At 66.6% G+C, this 26,085-nt stretch carries 21 protein-coding genes; 8 read left to right on the plus strand and 13 right to left on the minus strand.

Going from position 1 to position 26,085, the window contains the following annotated elements; all coding sequences use genetic code 11:
- Window positions 1-160 precede the first annotated feature (160 nt).
- From AC1DCF_RS18005 to AC1DCF_RS18030, 6 genes are all read right to left on the minus strand, one after another.
- Complete coding sequence (locus tag AC1DCF_RS18005; RefSeq protein WP_477212183.1) at window positions 161-691, minus strand: dihydrofolate reductase; 531 nt, start codon at window positions 689-691, stop codon at window positions 161-163.
- A complete protein-coding gene (locus AC1DCF_RS18010) occupies window positions 688-1,497 on the minus strand; it encodes a thymidylate synthase (protein ID WP_477212184.1) in 810 nt (269 codons plus the stop codon). The genes AC1DCF_RS18005 and AC1DCF_RS18010 overlap by 4 nt, the downstream gene beginning before the upstream one ends.
- 310 nt (window positions 1,498-1,807) lie before the next feature.
- Window positions 1,808-2,524: a copper resistance CopC family protein gene (locus tag AC1DCF_RS18015; protein ID WP_477212185.1), complete on the minus strand. Its 717-nt coding sequence runs from the start codon at window positions 2,522-2,524 to the stop codon at window positions 1,808-1,810.
- Window positions 2,525-2,533: 9 nt separating this feature from the next.
- The gene (locus AC1DCF_RS18020) at window positions 2,534-3,253 is read right to left on the minus strand and encodes a YcnI family copper-binding membrane protein (protein WP_477212186.1); all 720 of its coding nucleotides are present in this window, start codon (window positions 3,251-3,253) and stop codon (window positions 2,534-2,536) included.
- 122 nt (window positions 3,254-3,375) lie between these two features.
- Window positions 3,376-4,029, minus strand: a complete 654-nt coding sequence (locus AC1DCF_RS18025) for a hypothetical protein (RefSeq protein WP_477212187.1) — start codon at window positions 4,027-4,029, stop codon at window positions 3,376-3,378.
- A gap of 112 nt (window positions 4,030-4,141) precedes the next feature.
- Window positions 4,142-8,179, minus strand: a complete 4,038-nt coding sequence (locus AC1DCF_RS18030) for an ExeM/NucH family extracellular endonuclease (RefSeq protein ID WP_477212188.1) — start codon at window positions 8,177-8,179, stop codon at window positions 4,142-4,144.
- A 471-nt stretch (window positions 8,180-8,650) separates the two neighbouring features.
- On the opposite strand from AC1DCF_RS18030, the gene AC1DCF_RS18035 reads away from it, so the two are divergent.
- Window positions 8,651-9,166 (plus strand): CarD family transcriptional regulator, encoded by a 516-nt coding sequence (locus AC1DCF_RS18035; RefSeq protein ID WP_441791931.1) that lies wholly within the window; start codon window positions 8,651-8,653, stop codon window positions 9,164-9,166.
- A 153-nt stretch (window positions 9,167-9,319) separates the two neighbouring features.
- Window positions 9,320-9,856: a dihydrofolate reductase family protein gene (locus AC1DCF_RS18040; protein ID WP_477212189.1), complete on the plus strand. Its 537-nt coding sequence runs from the start codon at window positions 9,320-9,322 to the stop codon at window positions 9,854-9,856.
- Between the two features lie 284 nt (window positions 9,857-10,140).
- On the opposite strand, the gene AC1DCF_RS18045 is transcribed toward AC1DCF_RS18040, so the two are convergent.
- A complete protein-coding gene (locus AC1DCF_RS18045) occupies window positions 10,141-12,492 on the minus strand; it encodes a DEAD/DEAH box helicase (RefSeq protein WP_477212190.1) in 2,352 nt (783 codons plus the stop codon).
- Between the two features lie 257 nt (window positions 12,493-12,749).
- Entirely contained in the window at window positions 12,750-13,817 is a 1,068-nt protein-coding gene (locus AC1DCF_RS18050) for a lactonase family protein (protein ID WP_477212191.1), read from the minus strand.
- A gap of 99 nt (window positions 13,818-13,916) precedes the next feature.
- Here AC1DCF_RS18050 and AC1DCF_RS18055 point away from each other — a divergent pair, with 99 nt between their 5' ends.
- From AC1DCF_RS18055 to hutH, 3 genes are all read left to right on the plus strand, one after another.
- Window positions 13,917-14,417, plus strand: coding sequence for a GNAT family N-acetyltransferase (locus AC1DCF_RS18055; RefSeq protein ID WP_477212192.1), 501 nt, complete (start codon window positions 13,917-13,919; stop codon window positions 14,415-14,417).
- A gap of 148 nt (window positions 14,418-14,565) precedes the next feature.
- Entirely contained in the window at window positions 14,566-15,594 is a 1,029-nt protein-coding gene (locus AC1DCF_RS18060) for an alpha/beta hydrolase (RefSeq protein ID WP_477212193.1), read from the plus strand.
- Window positions 15,595-15,804: 210 nt separating this feature from the next.
- Window positions 15,805-17,355, plus strand: coding sequence for a histidine ammonia-lyase (gene hutH / locus AC1DCF_RS18065; RefSeq protein ID WP_477212194.1), 1,551 nt, complete (start codon window positions 15,805-15,807; stop codon window positions 17,353-17,355).
- A gap of 300 nt (window positions 17,356-17,655) precedes the next feature.
- Here the strand turns inward: hutH and AC1DCF_RS18070 are convergent, their stop codons facing one another.
- A complete protein-coding gene (locus AC1DCF_RS18070) occupies window positions 17,656-18,426 on the minus strand; it encodes an IclR family transcriptional regulator (protein ID WP_441791923.1) in 771 nt (256 codons plus the stop codon).
- A 242-nt stretch (window positions 18,427-18,668) separates the two neighbouring features.
- Here AC1DCF_RS18070 and AC1DCF_RS18075 point away from each other — a divergent pair, with 242 nt between their 5' ends.
- Window positions 18,669-20,372 (plus strand): peptidoglycan DD-metalloendopeptidase family protein, encoded by a 1,704-nt coding sequence (locus AC1DCF_RS18075; protein ID WP_477212195.1) that lies wholly within the window; start codon window positions 18,669-18,671, stop codon window positions 20,370-20,372.
- Window positions 20,373-20,406: 34 nt separating this feature from the next.
- On the opposite strand, the gene AC1DCF_RS18080 is transcribed toward AC1DCF_RS18075, so the two are convergent.
- The gene (locus tag AC1DCF_RS18080) at window positions 20,407-20,892 is read right to left on the minus strand and encodes an NUDIX hydrolase (RefSeq protein WP_477212196.1); all 486 of its coding nucleotides are present in this window, start codon (window positions 20,890-20,892) and stop codon (window positions 20,407-20,409) included.
- 35 nt (window positions 20,893-20,927) lie between these two features.
- Window positions 20,928-21,545 (minus strand): LysE/ArgO family amino acid transporter, encoded by a 618-nt coding sequence (locus AC1DCF_RS18085; protein ID WP_441791920.1) that lies wholly within the window; start codon window positions 21,543-21,545, stop codon window positions 20,928-20,930.
- 108 nt (window positions 21,546-21,653) lie between these two features.
- Between AC1DCF_RS18085 and AC1DCF_RS18090 the strand changes: the two genes are divergently transcribed.
- The gene (locus AC1DCF_RS18090; protein ID WP_477212197.1) at window positions 21,654-22,511 is read left to right on the plus strand and encodes an MBL fold metallo-hydrolase; all 858 of its coding nucleotides are present in this window, start codon (window positions 21,654-21,656) and stop codon (window positions 22,509-22,511) included.
- Window positions 22,512-22,513: 2 nt separating this feature from the next.
- Entirely contained in the window at window positions 22,514-23,419 is a 906-nt protein-coding gene (locus tag AC1DCF_RS18095; RefSeq protein ID WP_477212198.1) for a LysR family transcriptional regulator ArgP, read from the plus strand.
- Between the two features lie 15 nt (window positions 23,420-23,434).
- Here AC1DCF_RS18095 and AC1DCF_RS18100 read toward each other — a convergent pair whose 3' ends face one another.
- Both AC1DCF_RS18100 and AC1DCF_RS18105 read right to left on the minus strand, forming a co-directional pair.
- Window positions 23,435-23,788, minus strand: a complete 354-nt coding sequence (locus tag AC1DCF_RS18100; protein WP_477212199.1) for a DUF1801 domain-containing protein — start codon at window positions 23,786-23,788, stop codon at window positions 23,435-23,437.
- 170 nt (window positions 23,789-23,958) lie between these two features.
- Window positions 23,959-25,890 (minus strand): amidohydrolase, encoded by a 1,932-nt coding sequence (locus AC1DCF_RS18105; RefSeq protein WP_477212200.1) that lies wholly within the window; start codon window positions 25,888-25,890, stop codon window positions 23,959-23,961.
- Window positions 25,891-26,085 lie beyond the last annotated feature (195 nt).

Here is a 26,085-nt window from a genome sequence, read left to right on the forward strand (position 1 = left end):
TTGAGGGCGGCGGGCCGTCGTCGTCGCCCTTGATCGTGAGGATGTCACGCGAACGGTGATCGAGCCTGTCGAGATCACGCTAGCCGCTCCTCAGACGCAACCAGCGTTTGGAGGCCCGGCCACGAGGTCTCGACAGGCTCGACCACCGAAACGGATGCGATCAGGCCCGGTGGTAGGTCAGGAAACGGTAGTCGAGACCGGAACGCGAGGTATGCCATCCGAGGCCTGCATCAGACTCAGCGAGATCCGACGCGGACGGGTCGGACGCCGTCACGGTCCAGGACGCATCGATCGTGGGCGCCACAGTGTCGCCGTCGAACGTCGCGCGCAGCTCGGTCACCTCGAGGCGATCGGCCAGAGGCAGGGCGAGGGCGAAGATCTCGGCGCCGCCGATCACCCAGACCGACTCATCCGAGGCACGGGTGAGCGCGAGCGCGTCGTCCAGCGAGTGCACGGTGTCGGCACCGTCTGCAGCCCAGTCGGTCTGTCGGGTGATCACGATGTTGCGCCGGCCCGGCAGCGGACGAAACCGTGGCGGCAGCGAGTCCCAGGTCTTGCGACCCATGATCACCGCGCCATCCCTCGTCACCTCTTTGAAATGCGCGAGGTCTTCGGGCACATGCCAGGGCATGACCCCGTCTTTGCCAATCACGCCACCGGCCGACTCGGCCCAGATCAGCCCGATCGTCATACTGCGACCGCACCGCGGATGGCGGGGTGGTGCTGGTAGTTCTCAATCACGAGATCGTCGTATTCGTAGTCGAAGATGCTGTCGCGCTTCGTCGCGATGCGCAGCTGCGGGGCCGGGAACGGCTCCCGGCTGAGCTGCTCGGTCACCTGCTCGACGTGGTTGTCGTAGATGTGGCAGTCGCCGCCGGTCCAGACGAATTCGCCGAGTTCGAGGCCGACCTGCTCGGCAACGAGCTGGGTGAGCAGCGCGTAGCTCGCGATGTTGAATGGCACACCGAGGAAGAGGTCAGCGCTGCGCTGGTAGAGCTGGCAGGAGAGCTTGCCGTCGGCGACATAGAACTGGAACAGGGCGTGGCAGGGGGCCAACGCCATGTCGGGGATGTCCGCCACATTCCAGGCCGACACGATCAGTCGACGGGAATCCGGCGTGGTCTTGATCGCCTCGATGACCTCGGAGATCTGGTCGATGTGACCGCCATCCGGCGTGGGCCAGGAACGCCACTGCACGCCGTAGACCGGGCCCAGGTCGCCGTCGGCATCCGCCCACTCGTCCCAGATCGTCACACCCTTGTCGCGGAGCCACTCCACGTTGCTTTCGCCACGCAGGAACCAGAGCAGTTCGTAGGCGATCGACTTGAAGTGCACCCGCTTGGTGGTGATCAGCGGGAATCCCTCGGCAAGGTCGAAGCGCAGTTGGCGGCCGAAGACGCTGCGCGTGCCGGTTCCGGTGCGATCGGTCTTCTGAGCTCCGTTGGCGAGGGTGTCGCGCAGGAGGTCTTCGTAGGGGGTGGGGATCGTCGAAGTCACCTTGTAATCGTATCGTTCCTGGATTTTGATCACAGTGAAGACGAAAGACATGAGACAGACGTTTAGACAAACAAGAAGTCAAAACAAGAAGAAGAACAAGAAGAAGAACTCGGGGGCGCCGCCGGATGGCTCCATGGGCTGCGCCCATGGAGGCCCGTTCGCCACACCCCAGCCCCTGCAGCCAACCGTCGGCGCAGTAGCGAGCAGGTGCGAGCTTCGCCGCCCGAATACGAAGAACAAAGGCAACTACAGCGATTCATGGGATGGGGAGGAGGGGGCGAATCCGCCCCCTCCTCAGGTTAAAGATGGGTTACTCGGTAGGCGGAGATTCCGCGGGAGGAGTGCCGGCCGGCGGCTTCCTGCGACCGACCACCAGCAGAGTGACCAGAGTTGCCGCCAGCACCGCAGCCACCGCAGCCCCGATCCAGAGCACGTCGCCGAGGGCGGCGTTCTCGGGAGCCGGCGCCGGTGTCGCGGCATCCGTCTGCGTGGGTTTGGCGGCAGATCCGCCCGATGCGGTTCCGCCGCAATCCGGCGGCGTCGAGGCGCCCTCGGCGAGCTGCTGGTCGGCGTTCGGCTGCCAGGTGAAGCTGAAGTCCCCCGAGATCGAGTGACCATCCGTCGACACGACCTGCCAGACGACCGTGTACTCCCCCGGCTCGCCGAGTTGAGCCTTCATCTCCAGCGTCGGCCCGAAGACCGTCACACAGCCGTCACCGTAATAGAGCGGCGAGGCGGCATCCGCCGGCCCCGAAATCTGCATCGCCATGCCGGATCCCATTCCGTCGAGGTTCAGCAGATTGTCGTTCGTGGTCACCTGGAAGACAGGCGGCTGCTCTGTCACGACCGAGCCGGCAGCCGGTGTCGTGCTGATCACCGAGTTGTGGGCCGATGCCGGGCTCGCCGGACCGGCCAGCACCGATCCGACGAGCACCGCACCGGCCACCGCCACGCCGACGACCCAGGTGCTGACAATGCGGGTGCCGACAATCCGGGCACGAGCGTGTCGCTGTGCGTTTGATCGCATGCCGACAGCCTAGGCCGAGGTCTTGCGGCGCGCGGTGACCGCGAGCACAACACCGACGGCACCGACGATCAGTCCGCTGATGCCGAGCACGCGGGCGATCACATCATCGGATGCCGCGTCAGCATGGGTTTCGCTTGCTGCCGAATCCTCGGACTCCGCTCCTCCGTGGCCGCCGTGCCCCTCGCCCTCCGCGACCGCCGCGGTGACCGCGATCGCAGGTGCGGGGTGATCCGGCTCAGAACCGTCGGCCTTCGGTGCCTGGTTCCAGTTCGTCTCGCCGACCTCGCAGGTCTGCAGAATCGGGAACTCGAGCGTGCTGCCCGCGGCATCGGCGGGGAGCTGCATACTGAGCGCGAAGGTGTCGCGCAGACCGTCGGGGAACGGAGTCTTCGCGGTGTAGACGACCTGACCGAGGCGCGTGCTGATGGTGTTGCCGGCACCGTCGGTGATCGGCTTCGCCAGATCGACGTCAACCTTCGAGACATCCCAGCCCGGGTTGACCGTCGGGGTGACGCTCGCGATCTGTTCCGGGATCGAAATCGCCAGGGCGGTGGTGGCCGACCCGTCGCAGCCGTGCGGAAGGGCGAAGGTCAGCACGGTGTATGAACCGGCCGCCGTCGACGGCGAATCAACCGAGATGTGAGCACTGGCCGAGAGCGGAACGGCGACGGCGAGCAGGGCGCCGGCCGCGAGGGTGGAGCCGGCGATGAGGGTGTTCTTGAGCTTCATTGAGTTGTCCTTGTGCGAATGAGCGCACCGAGGCCCCACGAATCGTGGGGAGGGTCAGGGCTGTGCCTGCAGTCGGTTCGGTGCGTGCGGGAATGGGTCTGATCTGTTTTGCCCGACCGCAGTCAGGCGAAGCTCAGAGCAGGCGGCCCGCGATGCCGCATTCGGGAGAAGACAAGAGCAAGATCACGCGGCGTGAACACGCGTGCGGTCGTCGCCGCAGAATGTGGAATACCCGGCAGCGTCGCCCCGACCAGCACCCCGGCGAGCGCCGTGAACAGCGAACGGATGCCGAGACGCACGGTGTCGAACAGGCCCCAGAACGCAGCCTCACCGTGACGCAGCGCCACGATGGTGATCAGGGCGGCGACGGTGTGGGCCACCCACATCCAAACCGCGTCATGGCCGGCAGCGTGACCGACCGGGGCGGAGCCGAGGTCAACCAGGACGCCGATCGGCCCGTGCTCGTGTGCCCCGTTTCCGGCAGTGCCGGCCGACGCGGAGGCGGGCGACACGGTCAGTGCGCCGCCGGGCGCACCGAAGGAGAAGAGCCCGTGAAAGATCAACTGGCTGATCAGCACAGACACGGCCAGCCGCGCGAGCGACAGGGTGCGCCCGGCCAAGCCGATGCAGACGATTCCGGCGAACGCGAGTGAAAGAACTACGGCCACGATGCTCGGAACAGCGCCGCCCGCCAGTGCGTGCGAGAGGCCGGCCACAAAAGTGGAGAACAGGGCGACAATCCAGCCGCGGGCGAATCGCGCCCAGCGTGTGCCCATCGTCGTCTCCTCGTGCAGTGGTTTCTCCAGCCTATCGGGCACGAGAAGGCGAGTCTCACGAACGAGTGATGGGGCCCCGCACCGCGAGACCCCATCATCCGTCGCTACTGAACTACCAGAGCACGAGCACGCTCGGCCCGGAGGTTGACGCCTTGACGGTGTCAGATCCGGCGTAGTGCGCGGTGATCGAGTGAATCCCCGCGTTCAGCTTGGGCAGGTTGAGCTTCACCTTTCCCTTGTCGGAGGCCGTCAAGGTCACCGTGGCGATCGTGGTGTCGCCATCCTTAATCGTGACCTTCCCGGTCGGAACCACGCCGTCGGCCGTGACCGTGAGCGTGTACTGCACCGTTGACTGGTACTTGGCCAACAGCTTGCTCAGCGAACCCGAGGTGCTGCTTGCCGCCTTGGGCGGCTCCGGAACACTGAACGTGATCGGCACCCGTACGGTGGTGCCGGTCGTGTCGACGGTAACGGTCAGTGCCGAGGCACCCGACGCACCGGCGGGAATGGTGACACTGACGGTTGCCCGGCCCACCTCATCCGTTGTGTCGACGATGGCCGGGTCGATCGGCGCCGAACCGAGCGCAACCCCGCCGAGCGACACGGTGGCTGTGGTGCCGACCGGCTCGCCCGCGCTGAAGAGCAGCGATGACAGTCCGAGAGTCACCACGTCGCCGGCGCTGTAGCCGTCGGCGTCAGGCGCACTGAGGGTGACCCCGACGGCGCGTTGCGCGTAGTCCGGAGACGCCGTGCCCACCGCCTTGAAGTAGTCGACCATCGATTGCAGGTCGACCTTGCCGGAGTCGGCCTTGGCTGTTCCCGCAGCGAAGGTGAGGAAGTTGTCACCACCGGATGCGAGGAACGAGTTCACGGTCACCGTGTGGCTCTCACCCGACGTGATCTCCACGCCGTTCAAGAACATGTGGGTGATGCGGGAACCGGCGGCGGCCGTCGGGTCGTAGGTGTAGTTCAGACCCTTCGAGACACCGAGCCGCAGGAACGGTCGGCTTGCGCCGCTCGGCTGCCACTGCTCTTCGAGCACCTGCTTCAGCTGGGCGCCGGTCAGTTTCATTGTGACCAACGTGTTGGCGAACGGCTGAACGCTCGCCGCCTCCTTGTAGGTCAGATTTCCGTCGGGATCGGTCGCCCCACTCGACGCGAACTTCATGTCGGTGCGGAGACCGCCCGGGTTCATGAACGCGATCTCGGCGCCGGCCGTCTGAGTGGCCAGCAGCTGCGCGTCGGCGACGAAGTTTCCGAGCGTCGACTCACCACCCCGATTCTCGGTTCCCGCTGTTTGCCGGGCCCGGTTGAAGTCGGCCGTGATGTCTCCGACCTTCACCGAACCGAGCTGGTTGGCTGCCGCCGTCGCTGCCGCCACGATCGGCGTCACCGCCGGGTCGGCCGGGAACAGCGCGACCGGAGGCACGGCGGCTGTATTCATCAGCGGCAGAATCTGGTTGCTGATCGCCAGCAGCTCCTTCGTCTCGGGGTTCACCGACAGGTTCATCAGGCCGATCTTCTCGCCGTACTGACCGGCCGAGATGACGGGACGCCCATTGATCACGTGGTTGTAGGCGAGGTGCGTGTGTCCGGAGACGATCGCGTTGACGTCGCCATCGACCCCGTTCACAATCCGGCCGAACGCCGAATCATCGGTGGCCGAGCTGAGCGCCGTCGTCGCCGCACCTTCGTGCACGAGCAGAATGACGACATCCGCTTCACCGTTGGCCGGGTTGCCGTCACGCAGGGCGTCGGCCACTCGGTTGGTCTCGGTGGTGACGTCACGGATCTCCAGGTTCGCGATGCCGGCCGGGCTCACCAGGGAGGGAAGCTCGTTCGTCACCGCCCCGATGAAGCCCACCGAGACGCCGTTGAAGGTCTCAACGAAGTACTCAGGAAGGGCCGGCTTGCCGGTCGTCTTGTCGTAGACGTTGGCGCCGAGATACTCCCAGTTCGCCCGCGGAATCACCCGGTCGGTGAGGTCGGCAAAGCCCTGGTCGAACTCGTGGTTGCCCACAGAGCTGACGTCGAGTCCCGCCGCGTTCAGTACGTCGATCGTCGGGTTGTCCTGTTGGATGAACGACGTGAACGTGGATGCCCCGATCAGGTCGCCGGCCGCCGCGAAGACGGTGTTCGGGTTCTGCGCTCTGATCTGCTTGACCGCTCCGGAGAGCACCGCGCCACCGCCAGAGGGCGAAGCCTGTTCGATGCGACCGTGGAAGTCGTTGGTGGTGACGACATTGATGTCGACCGGCACCACTTCCTGCGAGATGCCGACAACGATCGGGTCGTGATCGCTTGAGCGATACGGGGTTGCGGACTCAGTGGCCTTGAACGCGAAGCCGCGATCGCCCCACTCCGACGCGTTGATCCCCCAGACACCGGTCCCGGTGATCGAGGCGGCCAGCGCCGGCGTCGCAATCGCGTGATCGAGCGAGCCGAGCTCGCCGTCGAACGTGTAGGTGTACTGGTCGGCGGCTTTCGCCGGAACCAAGTCGACGTAACCTGCATCGGCGAACACCTGCAGTGGGTCTTCCTGCGCGTAGGCGTTGAAGTCGCCGAGCAGCAACACGTTCTCACTGCCGGATGACGCCTTCAGCGTGTCGACGAAACTCACGAGGGCGTGGGCTTGGGCGGTGCGCTCGGTGTTGAACTGCCCCTGGCCGTCGGCCGGCTCGGTTCCGGTTCCGCTCTTCGACTTGAAGTGGTTGGCCACGACGGTGAGGGTCTTCTGCCCGGCCGTGAACGTCTGGGCGATCGGCTCCCGAGCGGTATTCCAGACCGCTTCGTCGATCTGCGCTTGGCTGGCTCCGACCGGAGTGAGGGCGGCCTTCTTATAGATGATGGCCGTCGTGATGAAGTCGGTGATCGCCGCATCGTTCAGCGCTGCCGGGGTGGGCACATAGGCCCAGACGTCGCTGCCGGCGGCGGCGTTCAAACCGCTCACGAGGTCGGCGAGTGCCGTATCGATCGGCTGGCCGAACTTGATCGAGTTCTCGATCTCCATCAGGCTGACGACTTCGGCGTCGAGGCCGTTGATGGCCGCGACGATCTTCGATTTTTGGATGTCGAACTGCGCCTGGGTGGTGGCGCCGCGCGCTGCCGAATTGACACTCTTCAACGTGGTGAAGTAGTTGAACACGTTGAATGAGGCGGCCTGGATGTCACCTCCGACAGCGGGCGGGGCGCCGGGGCGCGGGTTGGTCGGCTCGAACGTCGGCTTGTAGGCCGCGTCGCTGGCGTCGTCGATGGGAACCACCGGCTGGAGGCGCCAGTCGTCGAACCCGTACGACAGCACAAGCTGCTCGGGGAAGTCGACCATGTCACCGACGCGCACGACGGTATCGGTCGTGAAGTAGGGCTGCTCGCCCAGGTGCGCCTTGTTGCCGACCTGGATGCTGTAGCCGTCGTCGAGGAACAACCGGTTGGCCCGGTTCGCCGCGGCAATCGCCGTGGCTTCTGCGCCCGGACGCACCTGTTCGGTGCTCTTGACGAGCGGGTCGCTGCCGGCCGAGAGCCAGAGCGTGCCGAAATTGAAGAGCTGGTGGCTTGAGCTGAGCCGGTAGGTTCCGGTCGGCGCGACGAGCATGCTTTCGAACTGCTCACGGTCTGCGCCGACGACGGTGTCGGGCAGGGCTGTCGCTGCCGGCACGCCGACCCCGGCCGTCACGACTTCGACGGCTCCGGCGGCGGAACCGGTGACCTGCGTGAGGCCAAAGTTTTCAACGACGGGACCCGTCACTCTCACCAGATCGCCGATAGCGAAGGTGGGTGTGACCGCGCCGACGGCGACAAAGACGCCGTCCGAGACGCCGGGAGTCGCATCCGTTTCTCCCCCGGAACCCGCAGTTTGGATGTAGACGCCGTTGTAGCCGCCGACCCGGTGGTCGGCGGTGACCACGCCCTCGACGGTGACGACGTTGCCGACGAGGGGGCTTGACGAGCCCGAGCCTTGAACGTCGGCGATGGTGTGAGTGACCTCTGCGGCGTGCGCCGGAGCGGCGACGAGGGCAGTGAGGCCGAGGGTGGCGGCGGTGGCCAGGGCAATGGCCGTTGTGCGCCCGCCCCTCGCTAGGAATCGTGAGTGTTCTGCGCTGCTGGTTCTCTGGCCCGGCATGTCGGGCGAACCGTGGGTGGAGTGTTTCAAGACCGTGTACTCCTCGCTAATCGAACGTCCTTGTGGAACGCGTGTATCGAACGGGTTGAGTTGCGTGTTTCGAGTTACCAATCCCTGAACCGAGCGACCCATGCATGGGTCGCACCCGTTCAGGGGTAGCCAGAGTCTAGGGATGACCCGCAACCGGGGCTAGACAATCACTGGACTGTTTGCCTGCTCTTAAGTTGGCGGCCAGCACACGGGGCACGGATGCGTCGCCGACGTCGGCGGCTCAGTGAGGGTTGCGGCGATCATCTGATCCCGCTTCTCGTGCTGTGTTCGCCTCATCCGAGCGTCGCAAGGGGGACTCCCAGGCGACTGTGGCACAATTGAAAGGTTGGTCGCTTGGTATGATGCCGGGCGCCTCCACGACCACAACTCCCGTTTGACGTTTTACGGGCAGCTGTTCGACATGTCGGTGCCACACGTAGCCGCGCGCATCGCGATCTGAATCGAGGAAGTTTGAAGTTCATCGTTGGGGAAACCCTCGTCTATCCGCACCACGGTGCGGTCACCATCACTGAACTCTCCACGATCACGCTGAAAGGCGTCGCCCAGCCGGCGATGACTTTGAGGGTGCACTCGTCGCAGCTCGTCATCCAGCTTCCGATCGCGAACGCTGAGCTTGTCGGAGTGCGCGACGTCATCGACGCCGCAGGGCTCGAAGAGGTCTACAAGGTGCTGCGCGATCCGTTCACCGAGGAAGCCACGAACTGGAGCCGCCGTTTCAAGGCGAACCAGGAGAAGATGGCCAGTGACAGCGTCACCCGCGTCGCCGAGGTTGTTCGCGACCTGTGGCGCCGCGAGCAGGACGGCGGCGTTTCGGCCGGCGAGAAGCGGATGCTCGCCAAGTCGCGACAGCTGCTCGAGTCCGAGCTGGCGTTGGCGCTCGGCACGTCGTCTGAAGACACCGTCATTGCGCTCGACGACGTGCTCAACGGCGCGATCACCGAGCCGGTGCTCACCGAAACGGCTTAGACCAAACCTGAAAGGCGCGCGTCGTGTCACGACGCGCGCCTTCACACACTGACTGCCACCCCGGGATTCCCGGGGTGGCAGTCGGCGTATCACTCCGTGTTGTTGGTGGCGCTCACCCTGCGAAGGTCAGGAGTGCTGCGTAGAGTTCACCATATGGCACTCACCCAGTACTACGTCGCGTCCTCGATCGACGGTTTCATCGCCGACGACAACGATCGCCTGGAATGGCTGCTTCAATTCGATTTCGAGACCTTTCAGGCCCTCTATGACGAGTTTCTCAGCGGCATCGGAGCCATCATCATGGGCTCCACCACCTACGACTACATCGTCGGCGACGGCACCAACGAATGGGCCTACGGAGCTTTCCCCGTCTGGGTGCTGACCTCCCGCGAGCTCACGGCCGTGCCGGGCGCGGACATCCGTTTCTTTCACGGCGACGTCGCGGCTGCTCACGCCGAGGCGCTCAGCGCGGCTGCCGGCAAGAACGTCTGGGTGATGGGTGGCGGAGTCGTCGCCGCCCAGTTCGCCGATGCCGGCCTGCTCGATGAGCTGAAACTCACGATCGTTCCGGTCGTGTTGGGGTCTGGCAAACGGTTGTTGCCGCTCGGGACCCCGACGGCGCCCCTCGAACTCGCACACACGACATCGTTTGAGAATGGTGCGATCGAGCTGGTCTACCGGCTGACGTAATGGCGCCCGACGCAGACTGCGGGGCGTCCAATGGACGCCCCGCAGACTACGTGTCGCACGTTCCCGGCTGCAAACCCGAATTGCAGCCGAGCACGGATGCGTACCGCTAACGGCACACGGGCAACATCTGAAGCGTAGGGGTGAGCGGCACTATTGCGAAAGCAACGCCTCGGCGCGTCGCGCGAATCGAGGCGCTCTTTTGCGCACCTGGTCACGGGTTTCTCTCGCCCAGGCATGAAAAAGGGCACCCACCGTGACGGTGGATGCCCCTTGTCTCTCAGAACCTAGAGGTTCGCGAGGGCCCTGACTGACGAGTCGCCGGGAACGGCGTTGGCGTAGCTGGCATCGATCTCGGCGCGGCCGAGAAGCTCGTCCATGCGACGCTGACGCTGCTTCGGGATGAGCGTGACAACGGTACCGGTCTTGCCCGCACGGCCGGTGCGGCCGGCGCGGTGCAGGTAGGTCTTGTACTCGTCGGGGGCGTCGGCCTGGATGACCAGGTCGATGTCGTCGACGTGGATGCCGCGGGCAGCGACATCCGTTGCGACAAGCACGTTCACGCGGCCGCTGGTCAGCAACGCGAGGTTGCGGGTACGGCGGGCCTGGTTCAGGTCGCCGTGCAGGCTGGTGGCCTTGATTCCTGCATCTTCGAGCTGGTCAGCAAGCTGCTCAGCGTAGGCACGGGTGCGGCTGAAGATCAGCGTCTTGCCGTCGCGGTTGGAGAGCTGCTCGATGATGGCGCTCTTGTCGCGGTGCTCGACAACCAGAACCTTGTGGTCGATGGTCGAGGAGGCCTGGTCTTCACCGGCGACCTCGTGCACGGACGGGTTGGTCAGGAACTGCTTGACCAGGGTGGCAACACCCTTGTCGAGCGTGGCCGAGAAGAGGAGCTTCTGGCCGCCCTTCTTGGTCTGGTTGAGGATGCGCTGCACCGGCTCGAGGAAGCCCAGGTCGCACATGTGGTCTGCCTCGTCGAGCACGGTGATGCTGACCTGGCTGAGGTCGAGCTTGCCCTGGTCGATGAGGTCTTCGATGCGGCCAGGGGTACCAATGATGATGTCGACGCCGCGCTGCAGAGCGCTGACCTGACGGTACTGCGGAACTCCGCCGTAGACCTGCGTGGTGAAGAGGCCGACGCTGCGTGCGATGGGCTGCACGGTGCGGTCGATCTGCAGCGCGAGCTCGCGGGTCGGGGCAAGGATCAGCGCGCGGGGCTTGCGGCCCTGCTGGCGGTTCTTGCTTCCCTCGTTCTCCATCAGCTTCTCCACGAGGGGAGCGCCGAAGGCGATGGTCTTGCCGGAGCCGGTGCGGCCGCGGCCGAGCACGTCGCGGCCGGCGAGCACGTCGGGGATGGTGGCAGCCTGGATCGGGAACGGGCTGGCCGCACCGAGCAGTCCGAGCTCACGCACGATGTTGCCACCGAGGCCGAGGTCGGCAAAGCTGACGCCGACGACATCGGATGCCGTCGTGGCCTGCGCTTCGAGACGCTCCAGAACCACGTCTTCTTCGGCGGTGAAGCGAGGCTTGTCTTCGCGGCTCGGGTAGAACTTGCTGTCGCCGCTGCTGCTCATGCTCGGGCGGTCGCTGTTGAAGTCGCGACGCGGGGCGCGGTCGCTGCCGTAGGACGGACGCTCCGTGCGGGCCGGACGGTCACCGTACGACGGGCGCTCGGTGCGAGCCGGGCGGTCGTTGTTGTAGGCCGGACGGGCAGTGCGCGGGGCACGGTCGCCGTAGGAAGGACGCTCGGCACGAGCCGGACGGTCGCCGTACGACGGACGCTCGGTACGAGCCGGACGGTCGTTGTTGTAGGCCGGACGGTCAGTGCGCGGGGCACGGTCGCCGTACGAGGGACGCTCGGTGCGCGCCGGACGGTCACCGTACGACGGACGGTCGTTGTTGTACGCCGGACGGTCAGTGCGCGGAGCACGGTCGCCGTAGGACGGACGCTCGGTACGGGCCGGACGGTCGTTGTTGTAGGCCGGACGATCGGTGCGCGGAGCACGGTCGCCGTACGACGGACGCTCGGTACGGGCCGGACGGTCACCGTACGACGGACGGTCGTTGTTGTAGGCCGGACGGTCAGTGCGCGGAGCACGGTCGCCGTACGACGGACGCTCGGTACGAGCCGGACGGTCGTTGTTGTAGGCCGGACGGTCAGTCCGCGGGGCACGGTCACCGTACGAGGGACGCTCGGTACGGGCCGGACGGTCACCGTACGACGGACGGTCGTTGTTGTACGCCGGACGGTCAGTGCGCGGGGCACGGTCACCGTAGGACGGACGCTCACCACGGGCCGGGCGGTCGTTGATGTATGCGGGGCGGTCGGTGCGCGGAGCACGGTCGCCACGGTCGTTGTTGTAGGCCGGGCGCTCGGTGCGGGCTCCACCATAGGCGGGACGCTCTGAGCGGTCGTTGCCATAAGCCGGACGGTCGCCGGCGGGGCGGGACGCGGAGCGGGTTGCACGCTCGTCGGCGTTCCAGCGCTGCTTCTTGGGGGCGCCTTCGTCAGCGCGGAAACCGCGGTGGCTCGGGCTCTTGCTGCCTGTCTTGGGGGCTCCGCCCCGTGAACCACCGGAGTGGTTAGGATCGAAATTCTTGGCCGCGCGACCGACGGCAGGCTTCTTGCTCTTAGGCATAGAGGTATTTCTGGGTTGTGTTGAGTACATGGCAAACGGCGCCGCTTCTGCGACGCAACCTGAGAACCCGGGCAGTCAATGGCCGGGACCGTTCACATACAGTGATTTCCACCAGCGGATTACTGATGAACCGGCCCACCTGACTTACAAACCCATCCGCGCAAACAAAAACCGCACGGTGTCAAGAGCCGACTTGTCTACGTTACCGGATGGAAGCTGAAAAGTCACTGGCAACATCCGCCCGCACCGCTCGTCGGTTACTGCGGGCGACGAGGAATCAGACAGCTCGGCGAGCCGACGGGGATGCTACCGACGGGCGTCGCGGGCAGCCCTGAACTGGGATCGAGCGAGAAAACGCTCACCTCGTTCGAGAGCTGATTCGCCACGAAAAGCCATTCTCCAAGCTGCAGATGGTGACGCGGCCAGTTTCCGCCGCAGTCGACGTCGCCGATGAGCTCGAGCCGCGCACCCTCGTTCTGCACCTCGAGCGTCGAAAGCCGGTTGGAGCCGCGCACCGTGACGTAGACCCGGGTGCCCGCCTCGTTGAGCGAGATCTCCGCCGCCGAATCCGTCGACTGGGCGCCGGCGATGGTGGCCGGGATGCGGCCGCGCACGTCGAGGATTCCATCGGAGTCTTGACCGATCACGACGGCTTCGATCGAGTATTCGGTGACGACGTATACGTGGCCGCTCGAGTGAACGGTGAGGTGACGCGGGCCGGTTCCGGCGCCGAGTGGCAGCTCCTGGGTGAGAATCAGGCCGGTTCCGGCGGTGGCAGAGCCAGTCGGTTCGACCCGCCAGACGCGCAGAACATCAAAACCCAGGTCGGTCGTGAGGATGCGTCCATCGGGAAGCAGCGCCGTGGCGTGCGCCCTCGACTGCCGGTCAGCGCCCGGGTAGGGGTCGGTGGCCGCTGCCGCACTGTGTCGCGAGACGATCGCCCCGTCGGCATCGAGCTCGTAGAACAGCACAGCCCCGTCGCCCCAGCAGGTGACGACGAGAAAGCGGCCCTCGGGGTCGACGAAGACATGGCACGCCGCGGGGCCGGCCGGCCATTCCGCGCCGATGGGTTCAAGCCCGGTTTCTGCGACCCGACGAAAGGCCTGCACGGTCCCGTCGACCTCGAGGACGGCATAGATCAGGGAAAGAGTGGGATGCGCGGCCATGAAAGAGGGAGAGCCGGCCACCACCGCAGTCACCGACGCAGGCTCTGCCGCACCGGGCGCCCTGCCGAGCGCCGAGATCCCTGGTGCCGTTCCCGTCGGGCTGGTGTAGCCGCCGCACCAGAGCGAGAGAGCAGGAAGGGCTGTTGACTGGTCGACCATATCCGCCATCCTTCCGCATCTTCGCCCGTCACCTCGTCATGACGCCGCGCCACGCTTGACCGAAACCTCCACGAAATCTCCGCCACCTAGTCTGGGCGCATGGCACTGACGATCAGCATCGAGTCACCCCGTCAACCCGAGGTCGAGACCCTGGTGCGGTTGAGCGCCGACTTTGCTCACGCCCTCTATCCCCCAGAGACCAACTTTCTCCTGGGTGTCGAGAAACTCGACCACCCGGATGTCTCGGTGTATCTGGCGAGGGATGACGACGCCCGCGCCCTCGGCATGGCCGCTCTCGTGCTGTCGATTTCGACTGAGGAGACGGCGAATGGCGCAGCTCACGGCGCAGCCAGAGTCACCGCCGAGCTCAAGAGCCTTTTCGTTCATCCCGACGGACGCAGCCAGGGCGTCGCTGCGACATTGCTCGACCGGATCGAATCCGATGCCCAGGACGCAGGCGCCGTCGAACTCATGCTCGAAACCGGTCCGCTGCACAGCGCAGCCCTGCGCCTCTACCGAAAGCGCGGCTATCAGGAGATACCGCTCTTCGGTGAGTACATCGGCGCCACTCAGAGTCTGTGCTTCGCGAAGTCGCTCTGAGCAGGGCCAGACTCCCGCTGATTCGCTGGCGTGCCCGGCGGCCCTCTAGTCTCGACTCATTCATATCAAGAGGGAACCCGGAGTCCGCGTGAATAGTGTTCGTCCCAGTCTGGGATCTGGCAGCCGCCGCGTCCGGGCTCTGGCGATCGTGGGCGCCGTCACTCTGATGCTCGTGGGCACCGGCATGCTCACTGGTTTTCATGTGCCGACTCACCCCGTGGTGCAGACGGATCCGACCACGACCGGCAGCGAACTGATGACCGACGAGATCATCGGCATCCGCACGTTCACCCCGCCGGCCGACATCGACGTGGCGGCCGATGTCGTCTACGACATCCTCGCCGACGGAACGATGCTCACCCTCGACGTGTGCTCACCCGCCGCTGGCGCCCTACGGCCGGCTGTCGTCTCGATTCACGGCGGCAGCTGGGCGCGCGGTGACAAGGCGAGCAGCGACTGGCGGGCGGTCTGCCTCTGGTTGGCCTCGACCGGTTTCGTCGCCTATTCGGTGAACTATCGTTTGGCTCCTGCCGCCCCGTTCCCCGCAGCCATCGAGGATGTCTCGCGCGCGGTCGAGTGGATCAGAGCGCCGGAGAACGCCACGACCTACGGCATCGACCCCGATCGAATCGGCGTGTTCGGCGGCTCAGCCGGAGGCAACTTGGCCGCGCTGCTCGGCGCCCGCGGAACGGGGAGTTGGACGACGGGATCGCGCGTCGCATCCGTCGCCGTCTTGTCGGCACCATTCGACCTGCGCGAGGCAGCAGTCGCCGCTGGCGAGGCAACACGGCGGAACACCTGGACGACGGCGGCGAGCACCCCGCCCGGCGCGGCGGTTCCTGCTGCGCCGGCCGCGGCCGCAGCGGCGCTGACCGGCGATCTGCGGCGAATCACGCTGCGCTACCTCGGCTGCAGCACGCTGACCGACTGCGAGGCCGCGCGGGCCGCATCGGCACTAGGTGCAGCGGATGCCGACGATCCGCCGGTCTTCATCGGCACCGCCTCCGAGGAATTCATGCCGCTGACTCAGGCGACCGACTATGCCGCCCATCTCGAGAAGATTGGCGTCGTGCATACCCTGGTCGAGGTGCCAGGCGCCGCGCATTCGATCGGGATTCTCGACGAGCCGATGCGGGCCACCGTCGCCGCTTTTCTGCACAGCACGCTCGGCCGGTAGCAGGGAGCGGGTTCGCTCCGAGCGCTGTCAGCGAAAACCGCAACTGTCACCGAATCACGCACGATCTGTGCGGCTTTCGCTCACACCGGGCCAGATCTTGCGGTTTTCGCGACAGCACCTGACAGGGGACGCAGCCGTGCGTCTGGAATCGCAGACAGCACCCGGTTCGGATTGATTGCCTGAGCCGTCTGCGTAGTGTCGAATCAGAGTATGACCTTCTCCGCAGCATCCGTCACCGTGGGCACTGGCCCCGTCAGCTTCGCCGACGTCGTGGCCGTCGCCCGCCACAACGCCCCTCTTACTCTTGACCCGACGGCTCTCGCCGGCGTCGCCGCGACCCGGCGCATCATCGACGATCTGGCCAGCGACGTTGACCCGCACTACGGAATCTCCACCGGCTTCGGCGCCCTCGCCACCACCTTCATCACCTCCGACCGCCGCGCCCAGCTGCAGGCCAGTCTCGTGCGCTCGCACGCGGCCGGCAGCGGCCCGGAGATCGAGCGCGAGGTCGTGCGCGCGCTCATGCTTCTGCGCCTCTCGACCCTGATGACCGGTCGCACCGGCGTGCGCCCGGCCACCGCCGAGACCTACGCCGCCGTGCTCAACGCCGGGATCACGCCGGTCGTGCGCGAATATGGTTCGCTCGGCTGTTCGGGTGACCTCGCGCCGCTCGCGCACTGCGCGCTCGCGATCATGGGTGAGGGCGAAGTCCGGGATGCCGAGGGCACATTCATGGATGCCGGACAGGCCCTCGCCGCGGCCGGCATCACCCCCGTCGTACTCGCTGAGAAGGAGGGCCTTGCCCTCATCAACGGCACCGACGGCATGCTCGGGATGCTCGTGCTCGCGCTCGCTGACCTCGCCATGCTGCTCTCGACCGCCGACATCGCCGCCGCGATGAGCGTCGAGGCGCTGCTCGGTACCGACGCCGTTTTCGCCGCCGACCTGCAGGCTCTTCGCCCGCAGCTTGGCCAAGGTGAGAGCGCGGCCAACCTGCGCGCCCTTCTCGGCGACTCCCCCATGGTGGCGAGCCACGCCGGCCCGTGGGACACCACGGTTCAGGATGCCTACTCGCTGCGCTGCTCGCCGCAGGTGCACGGCGCCGCCCGCGACACCGCGAGCCACGCCGCCCTGATTGCCGGTCGCGAGCTTTCCAGCGCGGTCGACAACCCCGTCGTCACGCTCGACGGCCGGGTCGAGTCGAACGGCAACTTCCACGGCGCCCCCGTCGCCTACGTGCTCGACTTTCTGGCCATCGCCGCGGCGGATGTCGCGAGCATGAGCGAGCGCCGCACCGACCGCCACCTCGACGTCTCGCGCAACAAGGGGCTCCCGCCGTTCCTCGCGCACGAGGTCGGCGTCGACTCCGGGCTGATGATTGCGCAGTACACGGCTGCCGGGATCGTCTCGGAGCTCAAGCGACTGGCCGTGCCGGCATCCGTCGACTCGATTCCGTCGTCGGCGATGCAGGAAGACCACGTGTCGATGGGTTGGGCCGGCGCGCGTAAGCTGCGCAAGTCGATCGACGGCCTCGGCCGGGTGCTCGCCATCGAAGTGATGACCGCCGCGCGGTCGCTCGACCTGCGCGCCCCGCTGTTGCCTGGCCCGGCGACCGGCGCTGTGCGCGATCTCGTGCGCACCGTCGCCGAGGGCCCCGGCAGCGACCGTTTTCTCTCGCCGGAGATCGAGGCGATCGTCGGTCTCGTGCAGTCGGGTGCGGTGCGGGATGCCGCGGCGGGGGCCGTCGGCACTCTGCGCTAGCTCTTCCGCATCCGCGTTGGTAACTCCGGTAATCCGGCGCTATTACCCGCCGGCACCGGACTCCTTCGGCAGCCGCCGGTCGGATTACCGGAGTTAGCCACCAACCCTGCCGCTGTCCACCGGGGCCGAACTGCGAGGTTCAGCCTCGGCGCCCGTGGCTAACTCCGGTAATCCGCTCCCGCTGGCCTTCTTCCCCCGCGGAGCAATGCGGCGGATGCCGCTCGGCCTCCAGGATTACCGGAGTTAGCCACCGAAACACACACCGACGGGGACTAGCACCAACGGGGAGGTGGATAGGGACTAGGCGACGCGACCGCGGATGCGCCGCGACAGTTCCGCCGCCACCTCCGCAATCTGCGCCGCCAGTTGCGGCCACTTCTCGGGCGGCACATTGCCGCGCGGAAAGGTGATCGCGATTCCGGCGGCCGGCCAGCCGACGTGATCACGCACGGAGACGGCGATCGACGCGAAGTCCGACGTCACCTCGCCGTCTTCGGTCGCATAGCCGTCCTCACGCACCTGATTGAGGATGCGTTTGAGCTCTGAATAGCTGTGCGGAGCGTGCCCATTGCGCTCGACGAAAGCCGAGGAATCCGGGTAGAGAGCGCGCAACTGCGCCGGCGGCAGGGTGGCCAGAAGTGCGCGACCGCTTGCCGTCAGGTGTCCGGGAAGACGGATGCCGACATCCGTCACCAACCGGGGCCGGCGCGGCGCCCGCTCTTCGGCGATGTACAGCACGTCCCGGCCGTGCAGCACGGCGAGGTGCCCGGACTCGCCCAACCGGTCGACCAGACCGGCCAGCAGCGGCTGGCCGACCCGGCTGAGCGGCTCCTGGCGCGAGAATCCCGTGCTGAGTTCAAATGCCGCGATGCCGAGACCGTAGCGTTTCTCCTCGGGCAGATGCAGGGCGAACCCCCGCTCGGTGAGCACCGTCAGCAAGTGATAGACGCTCGACCGCGGCAGATCGAGCGCCGTCGCAATGGAGGATGCCGGCACCGGACCACGCTGGGCCGCCAGATGCGACAGGATGCGCAGCGCATTGTCGGCCGCCGGAACCTTCGAATCAGCCATGATCACTCCTCAACACGCCTGGCCCGTCTGGGATCACAGATAGTAAGAGTCTATGGCCGCAACGCGGCGAGCGCAGCGCCTGAGCCCGCCGGCGCCCTGCGGAAAGGTACATGGAAGCGGGCGCGGAAGGGCGCGCGCGATCGCTTGTGTGGTGCAGATCGACCGTGGCATACTGGCGCAACGCCGGCCCGAACGGGTTGACCATCCATCACCCGAATGTGGATTTGCGGAGCAGGACCTCGATGAAGATTATCGCTCGAGTTATCCGACGGTTCGACGCCGGTCTCGGGCGTCGCGCTGCCTCCGTCTCGCTCACCGCTGTCGTGATCACAGCGCTCACGCTCGGGTCCCCGTCGCTCGCACAAGCGGATGCGACGGATGCTCCGGATGCGACACATCTGGCGACTTCCGCAGCGACAACCAGTCCCACGCCGGCGCCTGACTCGGCGACATCCGTGCCCCCGGCTGCGGAGACATCCGCTCCGGCCGCGACTCCGACGGGGTCACCGAGCGACCAGCCGGCGGACCAGCCGGCTCCCGCCGACACGGCGCCGCCCGCCACTCCAGACCCCGTGCCGACGCTCGTCCCGACTCCGGACCCGACGCCAACGCCCACACCTGCGCCGACGCCTTCAGTCACTCCCGTGCCAACACCAACGCCACCTGTTACACCGACCCCTGAACCGACCACAATTCCAACGCCCACACCGACACCGACACCCACGCCGACGCCCACGCCGACGCCGAGCAGCACCCCGACGTCCGCCCCACCATCAAGCGTTGCGCCGGGCGACCCCGCGGCAGCAAACGCAGCAGCCGCAGCCGCATCTGCCCGCGAGGCCGTGCTGCGCGCTGCCGCAGTGCGCTCGGCCGCGGCGGCAACGGCGGCGCGCAACCAAACCGCCCTTCGCCAGGCAGCACTCACCCGGTCGGCGGCCATCGCATCGGCTCGGCTCGCCGTGACCACGGCGCAATCCGCCGTTAACGCCGCCCAATCGGCACTCGACAAGGCGACAGCAGACTTCAACTCGGCGACGGTGATGTCCGCCCGACTTCACGCCCTCGCCGCCGACGCAGCGACGGCCAGCGAAGCGTCGAAGCGTGCGGTCGGAGCATTGGTGCGCAGCCTCGCGCAGCGACAGTCGGGCGCCGCGACAGCCGAGGTGTTGGTTGGAGGCAGCTCAGCGGAGGATCTGCTCGACCAGCTCGGCAGCCTCGACCAGCTGGCTCAGCTGTCGGGCAACCTCGACACGGTGAGAGAGCGCACCCAAGCGGCCGACAAGCGCGCTACCGACCTCTTCACCCAGGCGCAGGCCGCCGATGAGTTGGCCCGCGGCATCCCGGTGCAGCAAGCGCGGGACGCGCTGACCGCTGCGCAAACCGCTCTGGCCGCAGCGCGGGCCCAGTTGACCGCCTTGCTGACGAGCGGAATCAGTACCGGCTCTCCGCGTTCGCCCTTCTCAATGTCGTCGGCTTTCTCCCTGTTCAGCCTCCCGGATGCCGCCGACACCGGCCAGCTCAGCAACCAAGGCTGGATCTCCCCCGTCATCGGAACGATCTCCGACGGGTTCGGCCCCCGGCCGGTGCTCCCCACCGCGGGGGTCGGTGAATTTCACTACGGAACCGACGTCGCCGCCGGCTGCGGCTCGCCGATTCGTGCCGCGACGGCAGGAACCGTCGCATCCGTCGGCCCGAACGGCACCCTCGGCAACTGGGTATTGATCAGCAATGGCGACGGCGTCGAGACCGGTTACGGCCACATTGCCGACGGTCTGACGCTCGTCGCGGTCGGCGATCCGGTCGCGGCCGGACAGGTCATCGCCGGGGTGGGCAGCACCGGAGCGTCCACCGGATGCCACCTGCACTTCGAGGTGCACCTCAACGGGGTCAGAGTGGATCCGCAGCCGTTCCTGGCGCAGCGCGGCGTGATCCTCGGCCAGGACTGATCAAACCGAGCGACTGATCAAACCGAGCGGCTGATCAGACCGATCGCCCGCCTTCGAAGTGGGCATCCGTGGCAACATCCGCCGCGACGGCACGACGGATGCGCTCGGCATGGTTTCCGGGCAACTCCGGGAGCGCGTCGAGCCGAAACCAGGCCGCCTCGGAATTCTCCCCATCGGCGGGGAACGGCACCCCGCTCTCCCATCGGCAGCGGAAGACGAGGTCGAGATACTGAGCTCGATCGCCGTTGTCGTAGGTCAGCGGTTCGAGCACGTGCACCCAAACCAGACGTTCGACGGTTGCCACCACGTCGGCTTCTTCGAGAGTCTCGCGCGCCGCCGCATCCGCCGGCTCCTCGCCCGGGTCGATGATCCCGGTGACGGGCGTCCAGGCGCCGTTGTCGGCTCGACGCACGAGCAGCACCTCGTCGTCTCTCAACACCACCGCTGTCACCCCGCTCAACCAGAGCGGAGCTGAGCCGATCGACTGCCGGAGGTCGAGTACGAAATCTGGGGTGGCCATCCGCCGATCCTAACCGCCGACGCCGAGATGAGGTGTCAGGGCATCACCAGCAGACGGATGCCGAGGGCGAGCATCGTGACGGCGATCGCGCCGTCGAGAATGCGCCACGACACCCGCTTGGAGAACAGGGGGCCGAGCAGGCGGGCGCCGAATCCGAGCACGGCGAACCAGACGAAGCTGGCCAGCACGGCGCCCAGGCCGAACAGCCAGCGCCCCTCGTCGCCGTGCGAGTTCGCGATCGAGCCGAGCAGCAACACCGTGTCCAGGTAGACGTGCGGGTTCAGCCAGGTGAGGGCGAGCACCGTCAGGATCGCCGTACGCAACGACAGTCGCTCCCCGCCCGGACTGACTTCCAGCGAACCGGCGGTGAAGGCGCGGCGTGCCGCGAGCAGTCCGTAGCCGATCAAGAATGCGGCACCGGCGAATCTGATCACGATCAGCGCCACCGGGAACCGCTCGATCACGAATCCGATTCCCGAGATGCCGAGCACGATCAGCACCGCGTCGGAGAGTGCGCAAATCAGCACGATCGGCAGGACGTGCTCCCGGCGGATCCCCTGGCGCAGCACAAACGCGTTCTGCGCGCCGATCGCGACGATCAGCGACAGGCCCAGGCCGAAACCGGCCGCGAGCACGGGAAAAGAGAGAGTCAAGGCATCCACAATCGACCACGGTATGCCACCCGCGCGCGCTGTTCCAGCTCATCTTTCTGATGGATCATTAGCTTCACTAATGTGAGATGGGAGGGTAGCGTTCGAGACATGAGCGAAAACCAATGGATTCCGGTCGCCACCGGGGTGTTCCAGCGGCGCTACGGAGCGCTTGATGTCTCGGTGGTGGTGATCGAGGGCACACATGGCCTGATGCTGGTCGACACGCTCAGCAGTCCGGGCGAGGCTGACGCACTGCTCGCCGATGTGGCCGAACGTTTCGATACGCCCATCCGTTGGGTGGTCAACACCCACGCGCACTACGACCACACCTTTGGCAACCAGCGGCTGGGGCCGCAGTCGGCGCTGAACGCCGAGATTTTCGGGCACGCGCAGATCGAACGCCATTTCGCGGAGTATGAGGCGCCCCGTCTTGACGCCTATCTCGTCGACCCCGGCCGAGAGCCGAATCGGGAGTGGCACGGCGTCGTACTCACGCCGCCGACGCACCCCGTCGCCGATCTCCTCCGCGTCGATCTCGGCGGCCGCGAGGTGCATCTCGTCCCGCTCCCTCCGGCCCACACCGACACCGACCTGGTGTTGTTCGTCCCCGATCAACGCGTCTGGATACTTGGCGACCTTGTCGAAGAATCGGGGCCGCCGATGTTCGGTTCCGGCAGTTTTCCGCTCGACTGGCCGGGCGTGCTCGCGTCAGTGCACGAGCAGATGGAGGAGGGCGACCTCGTCGTTCCGGGGCACGGACGCGTCATCGACCGCGGCTACGTCGGCCGCCAAGCGGCCGACCTGGCCCTGATCGCCGAACGAATCGTCGAGGCGCGGACCCTCGGCTTGAGCTCCGTTGAGGCGCTCGCCAGTTACACGGACTGGCCGTTTCCGGTCGACGGGCTGCGGTTCGCATTCGACCGGGTCCTCTCTCCCTCCGAGCGACACGATGCGGAGGACGACTGAGCATGGATCTTCAGCTGGAACAGCTCCGGGCCCTCGTCGCGGTCGTCGACAGTGGCACCTTCGATGCGGCGGCGAGCGCGCTGCGCGTCACCCCGTCGGCGATCAGCCAGCGCATCAAGGCACTCGAACTCGCCGTGGGACGTGTGCTGCTGCAGCGCGTCAAACCGGTCAAGCCGACGGCATCCGGGGAGGTCGTGCTGCGCCTCGCCCGTCAGTTCGCGCTGCTCGAGAATGATGCGCTCGCGACGCTCGACCCGCCCAATGACCGGGCGACGGATGTGGGCGGCCCGTTTTTGCGCATCCCGATCGTGATCAATTCGGATTCGCTTGCGACTTGGGCGCTGCCGGCTCTCGCGCAGGTGCCGGCCGAGCACCGAGTCAGCTTCGACGTCTATCGGGAAGACCAGGACTACTCGACCGCGCGCCTGCGCGACGGCACGGTGATGGCCGCGATCACCTCCGTCGCCGACCCGGTGCAGGGCTGCATCGTGAGCCCGCTCGGCCGGATGCGCTACCGGCCGATGGCGAGCCCGGAGTTCGTCGCGACCTGGCTGCCGGGCGGACCGACGGTGGCCAACCTCGCGCTCGCACCGGTCGTGATCTACGACCGCACCGACGATCTGCAAGACCGGTACCTGCGCCAGCGCACCCGGCAGACCTTGCATCCGCCGCAGCATTTCATCCCGGCCTCGTCGGAATACGCCAGTGCGGTGCGGCTCGGCCTGGGCTGGGGAATGCTGCCCGACGCGCAGAGCGCGGCAGCGGAAGCGGCCGGTGAGTTGGTGGAGTTCGACCCGGGCGCGTTCATCGATGTGGCGCTCTATTGGCAGCAGTGGAAGCTGCACTCCCGCACCCTCGCCGCGGTCGCCGAGGCGATCGCGGCGGCGGCGGCGGCGCACCTGCGCTGACGTCGGGCGACGAGCTCAGGCGCCGCCGTCGAGGGCCGCGGCCTGCGTCAGGTAGTCGCGGAGGGCGTCTTCGGGTAGCTCGTCGATATTCTTCATCTTGAGGTGCCGGGTGTTGAAACCGGTTCCTTCCAGCCATCCGTGATCATCCGTCAGGCTCGCACCCCGCTCAAACGTGAGGGTGAGGTTCTTGTCATTGGTGGTCACCGTGGCGAGTGTGCGCTTGACGTGCCAGGCCGGGTTGCCGCTGCTGAGAACTTCGATGGCGTCGGGAACGGTCTCTTCGACGATCTGCCTGAGCTTCTCGAGAATCTCGCGATACTCGGGGGTGAGCTTGGTCTGAGCGAAATCATCGACGTCGCGGTTGCGCATTGCTTTTCTCCTTTTGAGCAGCGACGGTCTGCGCGAAGACGCCGCTGAGTCGGGCGGCGTTGGCGCGTCGATGCTGCCGCGAAGGTACCGTGCGGGAGCTACCCGGTCAATGATTTCGCACGACCCGCCTCCCGGGACTCGGCTCTGTCGGCCGAGTCCCGCCTCACTACTCAGGCAAGTGTCGGGTGCGTCGGGTGTCCGCAGGCCTGGTGGTTGCGTGTCAGCGCAGCGAGCGAGACCGCGCCCGCCGCCGCACCGGCGCCATTGGCGCTCGGCGCATCACCGGCTCCCGCCTCATGAATGACTTCGCCGTCGACCATCGTGTACTTCACGGTCGCCCCACTCACCTCGGCGAGGGGGACACCCAGGAGGTCTCGGTCGAGGATGACGAGGTCGGCGCGCATGCCCGGCGCAATCCGGCCGGTTTCCTTCTCCTGAAAGAGCTGGAAAGCTCCCCCGCGGGTGTGCATTTCCAAGGACTCAGTGAGCGAGAGGCCTTGCTCGGCGTAGAGCGGCTCGCCGGTCTCCGAGCCGAGGCCGACCCGGTCGACCGCGGTCTGAATCTGGTTCCAGGGGCTGAGCGGGTCGATCGGCCAGTCCGATCCGCCGACCAGGTGAGCGCCCGCGTCTTGCAGTGAGCCGGCGGGGTAGGTGCCGAGGTGTCGCTCGGGGCCGACGTAGGGAGCCAGGGCGTCGATGGTGAACGTGTCTTGGACGGCCCACTGCAGCTGCATGCTGGCCAGCGCTCCGAGCTCGGCGAAACGCGGGCGGTCCTCCGGCGCCACGAACTGAATGTGCGCGATGGTGTGACGGCTGTCGCGCTTCCCGTTCTTGGTGCGAGCCTGCTCAAATCCGTCGAGGGTTGCGCGAACGGCGAGGTCGCCGATCGCGTGGGTGTGGATCTGCCAACCCGCGGCGTCGACGGCGACCGCAAGGTCGTTGAAGAGCTCGGGGGCGAAGTAAAGCGCCCCGTTCTGGTCCATGGGGGTCCCGTCAGGATTCTGATACGGCTCGACCATGGCCGCGGTCAATGCCGGGTACTCGGCGACCCCATCCATCATCACTTTGATCGTGCGCATGGTGAAGCGATCGACGTCGGCATAGCGCTTCTGCGAAGCCTGGATGGTCTCCACGGCCTCAGCGGGCACCTCGGCGAGCTCGGCAGGAATCCGGTAGGCGAAGCTCACGCGTTGATTCACCGTGCCATCGTTGATGAGGCCGGTGAGACGCTTGGCCGCCTTGTCGTCGCCGCTGGCTTCCATGAAGCTGGTGATCCCGTTCGCCGCGAGTTTTGCATAGCTCGCGGTGTAGGCGCGGGCGAGCTGTTCCTCGGTGTGCTTCGGCATGGCGCTCTGCACGAGTACCTGCGCGTTGTCCTTGAACAGCCCGGTCGGCCCGTCGGCGTCCATGACGATTTCTCCGCCCGTCGGGTTCGGAGTGTTGGCGTCCACTCCCGCCAGTTCAAGGGCGCGACTGTTCGCCCAGCCGTTGTGAAAGTCAGATCCCTGCAAAAAGATCGGCCGCTTCGTGGGCAGGGTGTCCAGGAATTTGCGGTGCGCGACCGCACCGACGAGTCCGGTCGGGTTCCAGTCGGCGACCCTGAGCCAGGAGTTCGGGTCTGCGGGGTCTTCGGCATCATTCTCGATGACCTGGGTGAGGTAGGCGAGCAGTTCGTCGACGGTGCCCGTGGCATTGTCGAGACTGGGGGAGAGCGCGCTCTCCGCGCCGCCCAACGAGTGAAGATGCCCGTCGTGGATGCCCGGCATGACGAAGCCGCCCTTGGCGTCAATCACCTCGGTGTTGTGGTCGCTGAACTTCTTCACGTCTGCAAGGCTTCCGACCGCAAGGATCGTGCCGTCTGCTGCGATGGCCACCGCCTGTGCAGTTCGCTTAGGGTCTCCGGTCCACACCGTGCCGCCGGTGATCAAGGTCTTTGCCTTGTCCGTATTCCGCGCCCCCGCGCCGTTCATGTTCACTGCCAGGGTTACTCCACCGGCGACCACTACCGCTCCCAATGCGCCGAGGCCGAGCGCAGTTCGGCGAGAGATCTTTCCGCCACCTGCCGGCTGCGTGGTGGGTTCCGAGGGAGTGCCCTGCGTCATAAAGTTCCGTCCGTCATCGTTGACCCACCTGAGGTGGCATGAAAGCTCTACCCTAGGACGCTGACAACATCAATGTCAACGCTGCTGACATTGGCTCGCGGCCGCCTGCCAACCTTCTCGCCGGAGCGAAAACGGCTCATACAGGGGGGAACGCCACCTTCACGGGTGGCCGGTCTGGGATGCCGGACAGAAGTG

This window comes from Leifsonia sp. 10L418, assembly GCF_056395445.1.